The organism is Pantoea sp. X-Soil-YNGN-844, assembly GCF_059730595.1.
Genome location: NZ_AP036008.1, coordinates 466,756 through 483,662 on the forward strand (window position 1 = coordinate 466,756; position 16,907 = coordinate 483,662).

Genomic DNA, 16,907 nt, shown 5'->3' on the forward strand with positions numbered 1-16,907 from the left:
ACCGGCGACGGTTATCCATTTTTTTATGCGTATTTCCAGGGCGGCTGTTACTCCGGTTTAAAGAAACGTTCTTCCAGCAACTGACGCAGCTGGTCGGACTGCTTACCAAAGATCGCATGCACCTCATGCCCCAGGATCACCACACCAATCGCCCCGGCTTTCTGTAATCCCGCCGTGTCTACGGCTTTCAGCGATGTCACCTTCACCCGCAGCCGGGTTATACAGGCGTCCACCTGCTGAATATTGTCACGCCCGCCAAAACACCCGACAAGCCGCTCCAGTAATGCGTTGTCTATCTCAACCTCTTCTGCCGTTATCGGCTGTCGGCTGAAATATTGCTTAAACGATTTCAGACTCACCATGTTGTTCTCCTTCAGATGATAAAAAGGCGGGCTGCTGCCCGCCACTCACGACTGATAAATGAAAACGAGGGATACATGCCCGGGGCTGCTCACAAAATATACACGACTCCTGCGATCAGCCTCTAAAAAACCTGCCGTACATCAACAGTAAAACCCAGCTCTTCCTACAGACAATGGCCAAACCCAAAGCGATGGGGGCATATGCTTCCCTTACTACAGCGGCCCACTCAACACCCGACATCCCCAGGGCGCAAGCATCAGCGACCCTCCTGATGGCGTGCCATCAATCAAATCACTCAGCCCGGCGGGCAACGACACCCGCTGCGTCTGACCGGTAAAATTCTGCACAAAAAGAAACGCCTGTTCACCATCAGTTCGCCGCTGAACGACAACGCCTGGCGGCAGCTCAGTCGCCAGCGCACGCGGTAATTCCAGTTGCTTAATCAGCGCACCATAAAAATCCCGATGGAACGGCAGATCATTACGCGACGCGATATACCAGGCTTTACCCTGACCGACCCGATTCACCGTCACCGCCGGGGTTCCGGCATAAAAATCACTCTCGTAACTGGCCAGCGCCGTGGCCCCTTCCAGATGAATATGCTCGCAAAGCTCCCGCGCCTGATAGGGCCCACTCAGACCCAGCTCATTGCCGCGTACACCGCGCACACCGTTAAACTCCTCATCGGTCAGACTGTCGATCTCTTCTGACCAGATGCCGAGCAGCGGCCGCAGCGGACCCGGGAATCCTCCCAGATAACAAAGATCGCTCTCATTCACGATGCCGCTCCAGTAGCTGGCCACAAAATGCCCGCCCCGCTCAACATGCGCTTCTGCTCGCGCGGCAAAACCGTCGCGCACCATATAGAGCATCGGCGCTATCACCAGATCGTAACCGCTGAGATCGCTATCGCCGTTAATCACCTCTACCGCAATACCCTGCTCCCAGAAAGCCCGGTAGTGCTCGTTCACCGTACGCTCATAATGCAGACCAAGATTGCGTGGACCCTGCGCATTATCCATCGCCCAGCGACTCTCCCAGTCGAAAATAATCGCGACGCGCGCCTCAACCCGACTGCCCATCACCGGCGTCATCGCTGCCAGCATCCGGCCCAGCTCACTCACTTCACGCCCGGTTCGCGTATCAATATGACCGACATGATCGACCACCGCGCCGTGAAACTTCTCGACCGACCCCCGACTCTTGCGCCACTGGAAATACTGCACCGCGTCCGCACCATGCGCCACTGCCTGAAGTGAAGAGAGAATATGCATCCCCGGCTTCTTCAGCTTACTGGTTGGCTGCCAGTTCGTTGAGCCCGGCGTCGATTCCATCAATACAAACGGTTTACCCTGCTTCAGAGTGCGCATCAAATCGTGGTACATCGCGGTGTAACAGGCGAGCGTGGTCTCATCCTTCTCGTTGTGCCACATCGGGTAGCTGTCCCAGGAAATAAAATCGAGCGCCGATGCCAGCTTCCAGTAATCGTAGTCGTAGAAATACTCCATAAAATTGGTGGTCGCGGGCAGATCGGGATTCGCCTGTTTCAGCGGTTTAATCTCCTCACGACAGAAGTCAGTCACCTGATCGGTCATAAATCGCCGCCAGTCCAGATTCAGACCATGAATCGACATCTCGCCCTGCGGTGCAGGCGACGCAATCTGTGACCAGTCTGTGTAGGTATGACTCCAGAAATCACTCCACCAGGCGAGATTCAGCGTCTCCAGCGTCTCGTAGCGACGCTGCAGCCAGCCGCGAAAGGCCTGCTGACAGCGATCGCAATGACATTCGCCACCATACTCATTAGAGATATGCCAGCCGACCACCGCCGGATGATGCGCGTAACGCGCGGCCAGGCGGCTATTCATCGCCTGTACTTTCTGGCGATAAACCGGCGAGGTCATACAGTGGTTATGGCGGCCACCGTGCAGGGCGGGAACGCGATCGCGCCCCACACGCAACACCTCCGGATACGCCTGCGACATCCAGGCAGGCCTGGCCCCACTCGGTGTGGCGAGAAACACGGAAATCCCCTGCAACCACAGCGTATCGATCACCTCATCCAGCCAGCCAAACTCATAGCGCCCCTCTTCCGGCTCCAGCTTCGCCCAGCTGAAAATACCTACTGACATCACGTTGCAGTTCGCCTGCTTCATCATCGCGACATCGTCATCAATAATGCCCGGCTGGTGCGCCCACTGTTCCGGATTGTAGTCAGCACCATGCAGCAACCGGTTAACCCGGGCGCTCAGCGGGGGAAATTTATTCATACCTGTTCCTCAGAGGAAAAGATCAGCGTGAGTGCTGATAGTTAATGAAAAACCTGTAGCGAAGGCAGCGCCTTGCCGTGACAGTCAAACAGCGCCTGGTTCTCGCGGGCGTTACCCTGTTTCCATTCGTCGTGGATATATTTCATGCCGGCGGGCGTAGACCAGGTATTGCCGGGCGCGGGGATCCACGCCGGTTCCCAGTAGACCACGCCCTTGCCGCGATGGTCCGGCACTGCCAGCACCGCTTTAATCAGGTCATGCAGATAGGCCGCCTGCCCCGCGACCGTGCCGGGATAGCCGCCGGCTTTCTCCTCTTTCGCCTGGAAACTGTTCTCAGCACTGTCACAGTTTTCCAGCGTGTAGCCATAGGCGGCTTCCACCACCATCACGTCTTTGTCATAGCGCCGGGAGATATCATCCATGTTGGCTTTAAGGGCACTGATGGGACCATTCCAGTAGGTGTACATCGACAGGCCAATCACATCGAACGGCACATCACGCTTAACGATCTCATCGAACCACCAGCGGAAGGTATCGTTTTTAGTCCCCTCAGCCAGATGCAGCATGATCTTCACCTGATGCGGATCGCTGAGGTTCTCGCGCAGCCCGCTGATGCCCGCCTTCAGCAGGCCCGCCAGCCGATCAAACTCGCCGCCGTTCTGGCCCCAGCTCTTGCCTTCCGGCCAGAGCATGCCGCCGTTAAGTTCGTTGCCAATCTGCACGATATCCGGCATAACGCCCTCCGCTTTAAAGCGGCTGATGGTGTCTCGGGTATAGTCATGCACCCGCGTTTCCAGCTGCGGAAAGGTCAGTGACTGCCAGGCTTTGGGCTTGAACTGCTTGCCAGGATCGGTCCAGAAGTCGCTGTAATGAATATCCAGCAGCAGCTTAAGTCCCGCCGCTTTCACGCGCTTCGCCAGCGCCAGTGTGGTCGCCAGGTCATTGCCGCCACCGCCGTAGGTGTGACCGCTGCCGTCGGTGGGATCGACCCACAGCCGCAGCCGGATAGTGTTGATGCCGCTGGCTTTCAGAATGGCGATAGCATCCTGCTGCTGATTATCCGCGTTGTAGAATTTCGCACCCTGCTTCTCGAGTTCAGCCAGTGAAGAGATGTCCGCACCTTTGATAAAATCGGCGGGCCACGGCCCGGCAGAGGCGATGACAGGCTGAGCGGCGGCGAGCAGCGGCGTCGCCCAGGCCAGCGCCAGGGCGAGAATCAATGTTTTGGGCGTCATGATTTATCCTTTAGTGCTGCCTGAAGCCAGGCCAGAGACGAAGTATTTTTGCAAAGCCAGATAAAACACGGCTACCGGCACAGCGATCAGTACGGCTCCGGCCGCATAGGTGGTGTAACTGGCACCCATTTTTTGCGACACCAGGTTGTAGAGGCCAATCGGCAGCGTGAACTGTTCCGGCGTGCGCAGAATGGTGCTGGAGAGAATGAAATCGCCCAGCGGCCCCGTGAACGAGAACAGCGCAACGACCGCCAGAATCGGCTTCGACAGCGGCATGATGATCTCAACAAAGATGCGGAAGTTGCCCGCACCATCCATGCGCGCTGACTCATCCAGATCTTTGGGAATCGAGTCGAGATAGCCCTTCATCAGATACGTGTTCATCGGGATCATCCCGCCGACATAGATCAGTACCAGCGCCAGGTGGCTGTTAATCAATCCCAGCAGTTGCGACAGGACGAAGATCGCGATCAGCGCCGAAAATTGCGGGATCATCTGCAGCAGCAGAAACAGCATCAGTCCGTTCTGCCGTCCCTTAAACCGAAAACGGGAAAAGGCATAGGCGGTACAGCTGACGCTGATGAGCGTCAGCACCATGGTCAGGAAACTGATTTTCATCGAATTCCAGTACCAGGTCAGGTAAGGCACCGTACCGTTGAACAGGTCGCGATAATGCTGAAGCGACGCATTCTCCGGAATGATCGAACTGCTGAGCAGACTGTTGCCCGCATTCAGTGATGCCCCTACCGTCCAGACCAGCGGATAAATGATGATGGTCGAGACGGCCAGCACCACCAGCCAGGTCAGCGACAGGCGTATCCACCTTTCGCGTTTAATACTGCCGGACTTAGCCATAACTGCTCCCTTACGCCATCTCATCTTGTTTAAACGACCGGGTCGCGCGGAACTGCCATAGCGCCAGACCTACCACGAAAATCGACAGCAGAATGGTGATCGTGGCGGCGATAGCATATTGCGACGACGACATGGTGAGCTTGTAGATCCATGACACCAGGATATCCGTGCCTCCGGCATTCGATCCCGCCACCGCCGGACCGCCGTTGTTAAACAGATAAATGATGTTGAAATTGTTAAAGTTGAAGGTGTATTGCGTGATAATGATCGGCGCAATGGCGTAGAGCACCAGCGGCAGCGTAATGGTTTTCAGCCGCGTCCAGGCGCTGGCGCCATCCATGATGGCCGCCTCATAGAGGTCGTCCGGGATCGCCTGCAGCACCCCGGTGGTCATCGCAAAGACAAACGGGAAGCCGAGCCAGGTCTGCATCATAATCAGCGCAGTTTTGGTCCAGAACGGATCGGTCATCCAGGCTTTCGGTGCGATGCCAAAGAAGTCGAGAATCGCGTTATTGATCACCCCAAAGCTGTCGTTGAACATCCCGGCAAACACCAGAATGGTGACAAAACCCGGCACTGCCCACGGCAGGATAAAGATAGTGCGGATCAGCGGTTTAAAGCGCAGGTCTTTCTGATTGACCAGAATCGCCAGCATCACGCCGACGGTGCACTGCAGCGTGGTCGCCAGCAGCGTCCAGACCACCGTCCACTGCAGCACATCGAAGAAGGTGGAGCGCCAGATCGACAGCGTGAAAATGTTGATGAAGTTTTTGAATCCTACCCAGTCCACCAGCTTCGCCGGCGGCGTGTGATAGAGGTTGTAGTTGGTGAAGGCGATGGCAAAACCAAACAGAATCGGAAACACCACCACGAACACCAGCAGAATAAAGCCCGGCGAAATCATCAGGTAGGGGAAGCCGTCGCGCAGCAGCAACTGATACTGCTGACGCACGCTGTTAAGCGGTTGCCCCCTGTCGCGCTTAACGCCATTGACCCAGGCATCGCGCACCGACAATCCCCAGACCGCCACGCCGAAGGCGGCGATCAGCACGCTGATAATTCCCTCCGCCAGCAGGAAAATGGAGTTATCGCGCGGCACCGATTCACCCAGCGTGTATAGCCCCCAGAATCCCTCACGCAGAAAATCGTGGAAGACGCCGGTAAAACTGCTGAGCAGAATCAGAAAGCACAGGCCTTTCGCCCACTGGCGGTGATAAAACTGGCCGAAGCCAGGCAGCAGTGCCAGCAACGCACCAGTCGTCGCATGACGACGTGGACGCTTAGCGGTCACCAGATGTTCATCGGAAGATATAGCCACACTCTGATCCTTATCCTGTACGGTTATCCCGTGAACCGGCATTACTGGTTGCTGGCCTGCATCGCTTCAATCTGCATGGTGATCTGTTTCACCGCGTTATCCAGCGCCGCTTTTGGCTCCTGCTTGCCGGAAACGCTCAGCTCCAGCGCCGCATTGGCCGGACCCCACACTTCCTGCATCTCCGGCACGCCCGGCATGGCTGAGGCTCGCGCCGCCTGCACCGCGACCGCGTTGGCTTTCTCATCATCTTTGATAATCGGATCGTTCATCAGCGCAGTAACCGGTGGGATCTCCTGGGTTTTCTGATAGCGCGCTTTCACGTACTGCGGCTGGTTGATAAAGGTAAGGAACTTCTGCGCCAGCGGCTGATCTTTGCTCCAGGTCGATACCACATAGCCTTTCACACCCAGGAAGGAACTCATCGGCTTGCCGTTTGGCAGCAGCGGCAGGGGCGCCACGCCGTAGTTGATCCCGGCCGCCTGATAAGGCTGGAACGCCCACGGCCCGTTGATCACCGCTGCCGCTTTTTTCTCGGTAAACAGCGAGTCGATAGCGTTAAGGCCGTTGTCACCCATGATGCCGCCAGGCAGCAATCCTTCGTTGAAGAAGCGCTTAAGGTACGTCACCGCCTCCACGCTGCCTGGGGTGTTCAGCCCGATATCCTGCGTGTTAATCACGCCTTTTGCGTCTTTACCAAAAATGTAAGACCCCATTGGCGCCATCACGCCCCAGCTGTAGTAAATCTGGTCGAACTTCGCCAGCAGGCCATACTGTTTTGCCTCGCGCTGCTTCTGCGAGAACGCGCGATACTCATCCAGGGTTTTCAGCGGTGCGGGCAGCAGTTCTTTGTTGTAGATCAGCACCAGGGTTTCAACCGCCTTAGGCAGGCCGTAGACCACGTTATTCTGTGTGAACGCGGCCATTGCCGAAGGCGTATAAGCACTCTGCTCTGCCGCATCGATTTTCAGTGGAGCCAGCAAGCCCTGCACCACCGCACTGCCGAGCTGGTCGTTGGGGATCACCAGCACATCCGGGCCGATACCTGCCGGACCATCCAGACGCAGCTTCTCAATCTGCTGCGCAAAGGGCATCTCCTGCACTTTCACTTCAACGCCGAACTGTTTCTGAAAATCGGCGATCGCCGTTTTGATGCCGTCCGATTTTTTAATGTCTTCCCAGACGGTGAGTTGCTGAGCGGCCCAGACGGATTGATTAAGCATCATGGCTGACAGGAGTAGCGTAACGCTGATTTTGATTTTCATTACCGGCCTCGTGTGAAGGTATGACATTTTTAGCTGCCATTTGCTGATGTTCTTTTTATAAACATATGCTGATAGTGCATATGAAGTATGAGTAACGTATCGCATTTAAGTCATACGCTACGCGGAACAGGTGCTGCGCTCCAGCCCGTTTGCACCAATGTGTGATCGGTATTACAGAAATCAAAAACAGCGATAGGGCGTGCCCTGACGGAACGTTATAGTCAACGCAGGCACCATCAGGGCTGACGTGGAAACTGACCAACTGTTATACGTCATACATTTTAGCCGCCAAACTCCTTGCCATGAGGTTCAGCATGTCCAGCATCAGATTGAGAAATGTCACCAAACGCTTTGGTAAAACAGAAACGCTGAAAAATATCGCACTTGATATTGAAGCTGGTGAGTTTGCAGTATTTGTCGGTCCATCAGGCTGCGGAAAATCCACGCTATTGCGGCTGATTGCCGGGCTGGAAGAGATCAGTGACGGTGAGATTCTGATTGGCGATGAGGTGATGAATGATGTGGCACCTTCGCACCGGGGCGTGGCGATGGTGTTCCAGAGTTATGCGCTCTATCCCCATATGACGGTGGCGGAGAATATCGGCTACGGCCTGAAGGTCAACGGGCTGCCCAAGGCGCAGATTCAGCATCAGGTGGAGATGGTGGCGAAGACGCTGCAGCTGGCGCACTTGCTGGATCGCAAACCTAAACAGCTTTCCGGCGGACAGCGTCAGCGTGTCGCCATTGGTCGCGCCATCGTGCGTAATCCCCGGGTATTTATGTTTGATGAGCCATTATCGAACCTGGATGCAGAGCTGCGCGTCGATATGCGTCTGCACATCGCTAAGCTTCATCAGGAGCTGAAAACCACCATGGTTTATGTGACGCACGATCAGACGGAAGCGATGACGCTGGCCGACAAGATTGTGGTGATGAACTACGGCAAGGTGGAACAGGTAGGTTCGCCCATGGAACTCTACTACAACCCGATCAACCGCTTCGTTGCGGGCTTTATCGGTTCACCGAAGATGAACTTCCTGCCCGCACGTGTGGAGCAGTGTGGCCCTGGCGGGCTGGTCGCCCTGATCAACGACGGCGAACACCGGCTGCAACTCCCCTCGCCCATCCGCCCGTTGCAGCCAGGAGATGAAATCACCCTGGGTATCCGACCGGAACAGTTGCAGATAAACGGCGATGCGCCTCTGAATATCGACTTCCACTGCGAAGTCGTTGAGCGACTCGGCAATAATACGTATCTGTTTGGTCAGAGCCACGGCCACGATGGCTTTAAGATGCTGCTGCCGGGCGATGTGCATTTCCGCCCTTACCAGACACTGCGGCCCAGCTTCCATCCGCACCACTGCATGGTGTTTGATGCCGACGGCGCACGTATCAGCGCAGATATTGCGATGCCGCAGGTGCGCGCGGCCTGAGGTTATATGAATCTGGCAGGCTGGATAAGACATCGACAGCCTGCCCCTGGCAAATAAAGGTCTGGTCTGCCAGTTCCTGCAGGATTATCCCGTTCACAGGTAGCTGGCTGGTATTACTGATGGCCAAAGCGGACACTGACATCCGGCTTTACCCGCTAACGGAGCGGACATTAATTAAACGGAACCCTCTTTTTCAATGACCAGCACGCGGGCGGCACCTTGCGGACGCGCTATATGTTCTGTCCCTTCGCTGGCATAGAAAATATCACCTGTGTTGAGTGTCCTGCTTTTGATCTCACCGTTTTCTTTGTATTGCATCTCAACACACCCATCCATCACAGCAAAAACCTCCTGTCCGTCATTGATGTGCCATTTATAGGGCTGATCGGTCCAGTGAAGTTTCACGCTGATATTATCGAAGCTGGTAATGTGTTGAGCATCCCAGGCTTTAGAGCCGGTAAATGCTTTACTGCGATAAAAGTTCATCTTTTCTCTCTCAACAGACGTGATTTAACGTCATGAATAGCAGAGAGCGTTGATGGGTTCTACACGCTCGCCGTCTGTTGTCCTGATTTGTCCCTGGGTTGTCCGTTTGATAGCAAAGCTGGGAGGTAGGATCAGAGAACGAGGGCGGGAAATCAGGTGCTCTTCGAATCAGGGTGCTTCGAAGTCTGAACCTTTTTCTTTATCAGATCACGGCCTGATGATCTCTGTGTATGGCTAAGGCTCTCTAATGGAAGATCCCAGACCCGGAACGGAGCCGATGTCCTCTTTGTGCCAGAAGCGGACATTGCTAATCCCCTGGCACACGCTAAACAGTTTGCGGTGCAGCTTATTTCTGTTCCCATGTAAAAAGGCATTAACTGAAAGATGTCACTTAACTTCCTCATGTATATCTACATCCACATATAGTCATCAGGAAAAGGATGAATGAAGATGCTGAGAGGTAAAAGAGCTGTTATTACCGGTGGCGGCGGGGGATTTGGCCAGGTGCTGTGCGTGTGGCTGGCACGAGAGGGCGTCGAGGTGGATTTTTGCGCACGGCGGGCTGAAGATATTCAAAAAACCTGCAGCATCATCACTGCTGAAAGCGGCATTGCAAAAGGGTATATCTGTGATTTAACACGCCCTGAATCCCTTTCTCAGTTTTCCTCACAGCTGTTAATTTCAGACAAGCCTATAGACATTTTAATCCTGAATGCTGCTCAGTGGTTATCAGGGAGATTAGACGATCAGCCTGACACAGAAATTATCAATACCGTCAGTTCAGGTCTGACAGGTTCGATTCTGCTGACTCAGGCTCTGCTGCCCGGGTTAAGACGTTCAGACAATGCTGATATCATCTCAATTATATCTTCATGTGGGATCCCGAATTTTACGGATTCAATTGCGCATCCTGCTTTTTTCGCCAGTAAACATGGGCTTAGCGGGTTTATCACCAAACTGTCACAGCAGTTGTCCGAAGAAAACATACGTGTGACCGGGTTGTATCCACCGGATTTCGAACTTACAGGGTTAGATACGCTTGTCGACAGTGAATCCAGAATGGGGGAACGTCTGATGAATGGGCGCTCAGTCTGGGAAACAATTCGTTTTGTGCTGACTCAGCCACGTAGTTGCCATATAAGCAGTATCTACTTTCAAGGTCCAACTCGCGAAGACCTGGGATAAGAGTGGCTAAAAGCCAATAGAGTTAAACAAACATTCATACTTCCGCTTCTCGCTCTTTGCAGACAATATGTCCATCAGAAATTGCCTGTATCAGCAGTGAAGACACAGGCGCACTGTTATAGTCTTTGAAACGTCCGGCATGATCATTTGAGGGTAAGCAGAATGCTTCTGGAAAAGCTCAGATTACTTGAGTGCAGCCTTCATGGTGACAGGCGAAACGATCGGGAGTGGCTTGAGCTGATTCTTCATCCTGCGTTCCGGGAAATCACCCGATCAGGTGTAATGGTCAACCGATCAGAGACTATTACGGCGCTGCTTAGAGAGAAGGATGCCCCCTTTATTCTCAGCAGCGATTTCCGGCTCACAAAGATGGGCTGCGATTGCGCTCTGCTTCACTATCGGACGTTTTACGCTGATGGCAGCCATCCGGCATTACGTTCCTCTTACTGGATTTGTTCAGATGAAGGCCAGTGGACGCTTTTTTTTCACCAGGGAACGCCGGCAGCAGGCACAGAGGTTCAGGGATGAATTGCATATTCAGGGCTGACGAGGTGTATTGATGCGGACGGTTATAGTTGTGCCATACGATGATAAATGGCCTGAGATGTTTGAAGCGGAAAGTTTACTGATAAAGACACTGCTCGGTGGAGTGGCTAAAGATGTCCATCACATTGGCAGCACATCCGTGCCTGGTCTCTCAGCAAAGCCCATTATCGACATACTGCTGGAAGTCTCCGACATCCATGAACTGGATAGATACAATAGTGCAATGGCCCACGCCGGTTATGTTATCCGCGGTGAGAACGGGATTTCAGGGCGCAGATATTTCATTAAGGGTGGCGATCAGCGTAGCCATCAGGTGCATGCATTTGCTAGTGGCGATAGGCAGATACTAAGACATCTTGTTTTCCGCGATTACTTACGAAAAAACACTCACATCGTAAGGATGTATGCTGAGCTGAAACACTCAGCAGCACGACTCAGCAGGAACGATGCTCATCGCTACAGCGCGCTCAAAGCGAACTTTATAGCGCATCATTTACGTCTGGCCCAGGCTGAGTCAGAACGATAAGGAATGAGTTCACTGCAGGATGTCATGTCTCCTTTTATCCTTCAGCAGACTTCACCATGCTGGTATCTCCGCTTTGTGCCAGAATCGCACTGCGCCAGCCGTATACTGAATTAAGATTTCTCACCGTTAACGCAGAAATTCACGGCTGACTTAGTCACCGCTTAAATCGTGAAATTTTATCAATGGGATGACTACTGTTCATCTGTGTAGTTATCTGCTTCAGGAGAATAACCCCGACAAACGCATGCCAGCTTATGCCCGTCAGGATCGCGCAGGTAGGCAACATAAAAGTCGGGGCCGTATGCGGTTCGTGTGCCTGGAGCGCCTTCATTCTCTCCACCCGCAAGAAGGCCAGCTGCATGAAAGCGTCTGACAAGCTCTGCGTTATCTGCACTGAATGCGAACATGGTTCCGTTCCCGGCCGTCGCGGTATGTCCGTCAAAAGGGGGGCAAATACAAAAGCTGAACCCCTCATCCGGATTATCATCATCTCCCCACATTGCCCAGCCCTCTGTCCAGGCTGGCTGTCGCGAATAGCCGAGGACGTTAAAAATAGCGTCATAAAAGTCCACGGAGCGCTGAAGGTCATTTGTACCAGTCGTGATATACGTAAGCATTTGATTACAACCTCTCGCCGTTTGTCTGAACAGATACTATACCGTTCACAGCAGCAATGAATATTTACCTGATGCGCCAGTTTCCGCTTCAGATCATCGACCGGTTATTAAAAGCACCATTATTAATGGTTGCCACTGGCATTCTGCTCCATGCAGAAAAGCCCGCTGTGTGTACACAGATATTCAGCCGCATTTTTCTCTTTCCCAAACCTGACAACCCCCGTGCCGAGGCGTCTTCTTAACATTCTGATACGTCTGTTCTGAGGGAAAAATCACAGGAAATTTAATAAACCGCCGGACGCTGCCGATAACCTCAGTTATCGACACTTCGTACGCAGGAAACAGCATCCATGTCACCATCCGACACCCATAGTAAGCAGCAGGAAATTACCGAGATTACGGCACGTGCTGGCTACATCCTGCGGCAGCTTCGCGACAGTCTGCAACAGCTGGGCCTTGATAAAACCATTGCCGATGTGGCGGGAAGTATCCCGAACGCCCGTGAAAGACTGGGTTATGTGGTCACAATGACCCGTGAAGCCGCAGAAGGCGTCATCAACAGCGTGGAGATCACGCAGCCTCTGCAAACCGAACTGGGCGAAAAAGCGGAGAAACTCACACAACGCTGGGATGCCGCTTCCGGGAATCCGTCGGACAAAGAACAGGCTCAGGTATTAGCAGTGGATACCGCTGCCTTGCTGGATGAAGTCCCCCGTATCACGGGTCTGACACAACAGCAGCTGCACGCGATTATGATGTCACAGGGCTTCCAGGATCTCACCGGACAGATAGTCCAGGCGATGATGGCCGTGCTGAATCAGGCTGAGCAACAGCTGATACAGGTTATCCGTGATAACACCGGCTCACATGGCACGGCCAGTGCGCCGTCTAAACCCGCTTCCTCATCAGAAACTCCTGCCAGTCAGGATGATGTAGACGACCTGCTGGCCAGTCTGGGAATGTAAACCGAACGAACGAGGCCCGGATAGCACTGACAACAAATATCAGGGTAATCCGGCATTCTTCCTGAAAACAGATGTGTTATTAAACGTCCGCTCGTAGCGGCCGCCTGTTTTCGTAACCCGTTAAGATGCCGACACCCGTCGGCTACATGGGCAGACCTGACTGCGACCACCTCAACCCATTGCCTTTTCGGAATAGCACTGCACCTGAATACCCGTTTGCATCGCTCCACACCCGTCATCTGCATTCGTTCAACCCTCCTGCGTCATCCTGTTCCCGCCTTCAGCTCAGCCTGCGTTGAGATGCTGTACCGACCAGATGGACTGCCAGAATATTTACCTAACAAATGTTAGGTAGGCATTGACGTAGGTCGATCTGGCAGCTAAGGTTTATCTACCTAACAATTGTTAGGCAACTCAGCCACCAACCCACAGGATTGACCATGACCGCTAAACTTCAGCTTTTCACCTCGCCTTCGGCCTTTCCGAACCCACAGCGTCTGCGTCTGTTCATGCACGAAAAGGGCATCGCTGATCAGTTTGCCGAGACCATCTATGACATGTCTCCCGGAGGAGAACAGCGTGGCTGGCGTCATTTGAATATGAACCCGTGGGGTGAAACGCCTACCCTTCAACTGGCTGACGGTAGTTATATTTCCGAAACGGCTGCTATCGTTCGTTATCTTGATCAGGCGTATCCGGGGCGCAGGATTATGGGAGAGACCGCGCTGGAACAGGGTCTGGATAATATGTGGGATAACCGGGTGTGGGTACATATCCTGTACCGCATCGTTACCGCGTTCCACGTGTTGCACACCGGGCTTGGCTTCAAGCTGGAACTGACCAAAAATGAGGCCTGGGGCGAACACTGCCGTAAGGAAGCGTTGTCTCACGCCGCTCTGGTCAATCGTCACCTGTCAGACGGTCGCGAATGGCTGCTCGGCGGAGATGCTCCGACCTTCTCGGACATTACGCTGGCAACCGCGATCGCTTTCTCGAAATTCCCGGTCAATGCCACCCCACTGGACGAGCGTTTTGAGTTCTTAGATGCGTACTGGCAGCGCTGGACTAAACGTCCCGCTTTCCAGGCAGCCTACGCCGATGGCAATAGCGGCATTCCTGAGCTGGATTCGCCGGCCCGGTAATCCGCTCTTACTGGAAACGCTGGTACACTGGGATCGTTATCTGCTGACTTTCCCGGTGAGCACGGTTTTCCGGAAAGCGTCGGCTGTCGATGTCGCTTGCTGAATCTTAATGAAGTGACATCTGCCTGAGCATCCTGGACGCATCGAACTCATTGCGCTTACTGACAATCTGCCTGTCACCCGGTAAGCGTTTACTGTAAATTAGCGTTCCCAGTTTAAGAAAGTATCCCAATACCTAAGGCATCAAGATGAGCGTCAACGCCAGGGAAGCCATTTTGTTGGCGGCCAAAAAAATTGCCCAATCCCAGGGTTACAATGGTCTGAATTTCCGCGACCTCGCCCAGGAAGTGGGTATTAAAGCGGCGAGTATTTATTACCATTTTCCAGGTAAGGCCGCTCTGGGCACTGCGGTTGCCAGACGATACTGGGAGGACGGTGTGCTCGCGCTGGAAACAATCGAATCAGAAAGTCCCACTCCGATTGATGCTCTGCATCGCTTTCCTGAAATATTCCGCAGATCGCTGGAGGCCGACAATCGTCTCTGCCTGGGCAGTTTCATGGGTGCGGAAAAAGATACTTTACCCCCTGAGATGAGCGAAGAGATTCAGAAGTTTGCTGATGTCAACATTGCATGGCTGAACAGGCTTCTGGTGGCGGCAAAGGTGTGCGAATCAGAGGAGAGTGAATCAAGAGCACGAGCAATTTTCACGGCCATTGCCGGTGCCCAGCTTATTGCCAGAAGTCGCTCTGATATCTCGCTTTTCGATTCACTGGTGGATTCATACCGCGCCTTCGGACCTCTGCCGGCATTGCCGCTTTCAGCAACTCACTTCAGCTAACATCCAGCTTACTAAATGCGCGCCAATGCGAAGCGGCGGCCGGTAGCGCCTGTACTTTTCCACTCAGGATTCTCCCCTTTGGCTCAATGCGCGACGGGCAAGAGCAAATGTATTACGCCGTGTCTCATCATCACCTGCGCTAAAGGGGTGAAGCCCCGAATCAGAAAAGCATTTATTTCAGCGATTCCGCCAGCGTGATAATCCACAACTCACTGTCTGACTCCGGTTTTTTCAGCGGCTTCAGACCAATCGTCGTGGCAACCGGCTTGTCATCCACCGTAAGTGTCCCCTGCTCCGTCACCCGATAATCCTTACGCTTCTTACCTTCAACCGGATTCTGCATCACCGCTTTCACGCCAAAGTCATTGTCATTAGTGACCGCGAGCGTTTTATTGTCGATCAGCGCCAGCCCTTCGGCTTTCTCCTGCTGCCAGCCCAGCTGACGTAAATCAACCACCCGCTTTTTAGCGGCGAACTTTATGCCACGATTCAGCAGCGTTTTCTCGTCGTCAGACTCGGGATATTCACCGGGCTTATCATATGCTGAAAGCTCGGTAGCGGGGCTGAGATCCACCTTATAAACAAGGTTGCGCATCGCATCGTTTTTGTCGGTGCCCTGCTCTATCAGCAGGATATGCTGATTGTCGATCGCCACGATATCGCCAATTTTTGCGTCACTGTTTTTACTGTAAGCCTCGCTGTCGATCGGGTACCCATACATTGCGGTTTTCCCGGTCGCCGGATCGAAACTCACCAGGCGGGTAAAGCGCGCCTGCTTTTTACTTTTACCGTCGATATCCAGCGTGCTCTGCACCGCGGCGAGGATACGCCCATCAGGCATGCGGGTAATCCCCTCAAAACCACGGTTTGGCTGACGCCATTTGAGTATGTTCGGCAGACCGCCCGCGATGGATTTCTCCCCTTCGGCTGCCTGCGGCCCGTGAATCGCCAGGATTTTACCTCGCTCATCTACGTTAATCAGGAACGGACCATACTCATCGCACAGCCAGTATCCGCCCTTGCCATCCGGCGTAATGCCTTCCGTATCCAGACCACGGTTGTCACCCTGCAGCGCTTTCAGCGTATCGCTTAGCGCGACTTCATTGGTTGATCCGATGACGCCATCCTGCAACGGCAATCCGTTAACGTTTCCCTTATCGTCATGCAATGGTCGGACATCTGTGGCCTCGGCTTTGCCGTTCTGTACCCGAATATTCATCAGTAGTGGCGCGAAGCCTGGCGTGACGAATATTTTTGCCTCTTTCTTACCCACATCAGGCGAGTCGGCATTGGGCCCGCGATCGGTGACGGTAACAAAGGTCAGCGCATCTCCCTGCTTACCGGTAAACAGCAAACCGGAGCCGATACCCATCGGCAGACCCTGAGGAAATGCGCTGGCGAACGCACCGTTGTAGCTCACGCGCGTTCCTTCGGGGAAACTGACGATGTAGCTTTCGACCTTCGACTGTGCCGCCAGCGTTGATAACGAGAGTGCGCAACCGACAACCAGAGAAATCGCTTTTATTTTCATATTTTTATATCCGTTGAGCAAAGACACGAGCCTAGAGAATAAAAATGACAGAAAAATGAAATCACCGGGAAACACTGGCGGTTAACAGAGTGATTATTTTCCCGTGAATTAAGAGAGATGAAACTGTCTGTTCAGACAAAATGGTCCGTGTCAGGACATCAGTAAACGGAGGTACTTCTGGTTAACGATGCTCACGATCATAACAATGCGACAGATCGCGCAGCGTTCACTCCCCGCCTTTGATTTACGCTGTTATATCCCGGAAAAGATGTTTACATTTGTTCAGCAAAATTATCTGCCGCTCATCAAAGCGCCATCACAGGGAAGAACCGTG

General features: G+C 53.6%; 16 protein-coding genes. 7 read left to right on the forward strand and 9 right to left on the reverse strand.

Translation table 11 applies throughout. From position 1 onward, the window contains the following. Positions 1-47: 47 nt before the first annotated feature. From AC6I8C_RS20985 to AC6I8C_RS21010, 6 genes are all read right to left on the reverse strand, one after another. Positions 48-362, reverse strand: a complete 315-nt coding sequence (locus AC6I8C_RS20985) for a PTS sugar transporter subunit IIB (RefSeq protein WP_033735499.1) — start codon at positions 360-362, stop codon at positions 48-50. 213 nt (positions 363-575) lie between these two features. Continuing rightward, on the reverse strand, positions 576-2,633 hold the full coding sequence (locus AC6I8C_RS20990; RefSeq protein WP_497823705.1) for a beta-galactosidase: 2,058 nt from the start codon (positions 2,631-2,633) through the stop codon (positions 576-578). 41 nt (positions 2,634-2,674) lie between these two features. After that, on the reverse strand, positions 2,675-3,868 hold the full coding sequence (locus tag AC6I8C_RS20995; protein WP_497823706.1) for a glycoside hydrolase family 53 protein: 1,194 nt from the start codon (positions 3,866-3,868) through the stop codon (positions 2,675-2,677). 3 nt (positions 3,869-3,871) lie between these two features. Then, positions 3,872-4,723 carry a sugar ABC transporter permease gene (locus tag AC6I8C_RS21000; RefSeq protein WP_013196085.1) on the reverse strand — a complete coding sequence of 284 codons (852 nt, stop codon included), beginning with the start codon at positions 4,721-4,723 and terminating at the stop codon, positions 3,872-3,874. Positions 4,724-4,733: 10 nt separating this feature from the next. Further along, positions 4,734-6,083, reverse strand: a complete 1,350-nt coding sequence (locus AC6I8C_RS21005; protein ID WP_420371904.1) for a carbohydrate ABC transporter permease — start codon at positions 6,081-6,083, stop codon at positions 4,734-4,736. Further along, complete coding sequence (locus tag AC6I8C_RS21010; RefSeq protein WP_497823707.1) at positions 6,083-7,303, reverse strand: extracellular solute-binding protein; 1,221 nt, start codon at positions 7,301-7,303, stop codon at positions 6,083-6,085. Before AC6I8C_RS21010 ends, AC6I8C_RS21005 begins: the two co-directional genes overlap by 1 nt. A gap of 314 nt (positions 7,304-7,617) precedes the next feature. On the opposite strand from AC6I8C_RS21010, the gene AC6I8C_RS21015 reads away from it, so the two are divergent. Beyond that, on the forward strand, positions 7,618-8,736 hold the full coding sequence (locus AC6I8C_RS21015) for an ABC transporter ATP-binding protein (RefSeq protein ID WP_497823708.1): 1,119 nt from the start codon (positions 7,618-7,620) through the stop codon (positions 8,734-8,736). A gap of 174 nt (positions 8,737-8,910) precedes the next feature. On the opposite strand, the gene AC6I8C_RS21020 is transcribed toward AC6I8C_RS21015, so the two are convergent. Further along, positions 8,911-9,222: a cupin domain-containing protein gene (locus AC6I8C_RS21020; protein WP_497823709.1), complete on the reverse strand. Its 312-nt coding sequence runs from the start codon at positions 9,220-9,222 to the stop codon at positions 8,911-8,913. A gap of 450 nt (positions 9,223-9,672) precedes the next feature. Here AC6I8C_RS21020 and AC6I8C_RS21025 point away from each other — a divergent pair, with 450 nt between their 5' ends. Beyond that, the gene (locus tag AC6I8C_RS21025; RefSeq protein ID WP_497823770.1) at positions 9,673-10,407 is read left to right on the forward strand and encodes an SDR family oxidoreductase; all 735 of its coding nucleotides are present in this window, start codon (positions 9,673-9,675) and stop codon (positions 10,405-10,407) included. 559 nt (positions 10,408-10,966) lie between these two features. Next, the gene (locus AC6I8C_RS21030; RefSeq protein WP_497823710.1) at positions 10,967-11,479 is read left to right on the forward strand and encodes a GrpB family protein; all 513 of its coding nucleotides are present in this window, start codon (positions 10,967-10,969) and stop codon (positions 11,477-11,479) included. A 191-nt stretch (positions 11,480-11,670) separates the two neighbouring features. On the opposite strand, the gene AC6I8C_RS21035 is transcribed toward AC6I8C_RS21030, so the two are convergent. Then, positions 11,671-12,096, reverse strand: coding sequence for a VOC family protein (locus tag AC6I8C_RS21035; RefSeq protein ID WP_497823711.1), 426 nt, complete (start codon positions 12,094-12,096; stop codon positions 11,671-11,673). Between the two features lie 56 nt (positions 12,097-12,152). Between AC6I8C_RS21035 and AC6I8C_RS21040 the strand changes: the two genes are divergently transcribed. The 4 genes from AC6I8C_RS21040 (at position 12,153) to AC6I8C_RS21055 (ending at position 15,042) form a co-directional block, all read left to right on the forward strand. Continuing rightward, positions 12,153-12,338, forward strand: coding sequence for a hypothetical protein (locus AC6I8C_RS21040; protein WP_497823712.1), 186 nt, complete (start codon positions 12,153-12,155; stop codon positions 12,336-12,338). Positions 12,339-12,446: 108 nt separating this feature from the next. After that, positions 12,447-13,061, forward strand: a complete 615-nt coding sequence (locus AC6I8C_RS21045; RefSeq protein WP_497823713.1) for a protein phosphatase CheZ — start codon at positions 12,447-12,449, stop codon at positions 13,059-13,061. A 440-nt stretch (positions 13,062-13,501) separates the two neighbouring features. Further along, positions 13,502-14,203 (forward strand): glutathione S-transferase family protein, encoded by a 702-nt coding sequence (locus AC6I8C_RS21050; RefSeq protein WP_275222106.1) that lies wholly within the window; start codon positions 13,502-13,504, stop codon positions 14,201-14,203. 248 nt (positions 14,204-14,451) lie between these two features. After that, positions 14,452-15,042, forward strand: coding sequence for a TetR/AcrR family transcriptional regulator (locus tag AC6I8C_RS21055; protein WP_497823714.1), 591 nt, complete (start codon positions 14,452-14,454; stop codon positions 15,040-15,042). 172 nt (positions 15,043-15,214) lie between these two features. Here AC6I8C_RS21055 and AC6I8C_RS21060 read toward each other — a convergent pair whose 3' ends face one another. Further along, a complete protein-coding gene (locus AC6I8C_RS21060; RefSeq protein WP_497823715.1) occupies positions 15,215-16,573 on the reverse strand; it encodes an esterase-like activity of phytase family protein in 1,359 nt (452 codons plus the stop codon). Positions 16,574-16,907: the final 334 nt, after the last annotated feature.

Coding starts and splice junctions, on each gene's coding strand:
- AC6I8C_RS21045 (WP_497823713.1), top strand. CDS start 12,447: ATGTCACCATCCGACACCCATAGTAAGCAGCAGGAAATTACCGAGATT.
- AC6I8C_RS21025 (WP_497823770.1), top strand. CDS start 9,673: ATGCTGAGAGGTAAAAGAGCTGTTATTACCGGTGGCGGCGGGGGATTT.
- AC6I8C_RS21010 (WP_497823707.1), bottom strand. CDS start 7,303: ATGAAAATCAAAATCAGCGTTACGCTACTCCTGTCAGCCATGATGCTT.
- AC6I8C_RS20990 (WP_497823705.1), bottom strand. CDS start 2,633: ATGAATAAATTTCCCCCGCTGAGCGCCCGGGTTAACCGGTTGCTGCAT.
- AC6I8C_RS21015 (WP_497823708.1), top strand. CDS start 7,618: ATGTCCAGCATCAGATTGAGAAATGTCACCAAACGCTTTGGTAAAACA.
- AC6I8C_RS20995 (WP_497823706.1), bottom strand. CDS start 3,868: ATGACGCCCAAAACATTGATTCTCGCCCTGGCGCTGGCCTGGGCGACG.
- AC6I8C_RS21005 (WP_420371904.1), bottom strand. CDS start 6,083: ATGCCGGTTCACGGGATAACCGTACAGGATAAGGATCAGAGTGTGGCT.
- AC6I8C_RS21050 (WP_275222106.1), top strand. CDS start 13,502: ATGACCGCTAAACTTCAGCTTTTCACCTCGCCTTCGGCCTTTCCGAAC.
- AC6I8C_RS21000 (WP_013196085.1), bottom strand. CDS start 4,723: ATGGCTAAGTCCGGCAGTATTAAACGCGAAAGGTGGATACGCCTGTCG.
- AC6I8C_RS21020 (WP_497823709.1), bottom strand. CDS start 9,222: ATGAACTTTTATCGCAGTAAAGCATTTACCGGCTCTAAAGCCTGGGAT.
- AC6I8C_RS20985 (WP_033735499.1), bottom strand. CDS start 362: ATGGTGAGTCTGAAATCGTTTAAGCAATATTTCAGCCGACAGCCGATA.
- AC6I8C_RS21035 (WP_497823711.1), bottom strand. CDS start 12,096: ATGCTTACGTATATCACGACTGGTACAAATGACCTTCAGCGCTCCGTG.
- AC6I8C_RS21055 (WP_497823714.1), top strand. CDS start 14,452: ATGAGCGTCAACGCCAGGGAAGCCATTTTGTTGGCGGCCAAAAAAATT.
- AC6I8C_RS21040 (WP_497823712.1), top strand. CDS start 12,153: ATGAATATTTACCTGATGCGCCAGTTTCCGCTTCAGATCATCGACCGG.
- AC6I8C_RS21060 (WP_497823715.1), bottom strand. CDS start 16,573: ATGAAAATAAAAGCGATTTCTCTGGTTGTCGGTTGCGCACTCTCGTTA.
- AC6I8C_RS21030 (WP_497823710.1), top strand. CDS start 10,967: ATGCGGACGGTTATAGTTGTGCCATACGATGATAAATGGCCTGAGATG.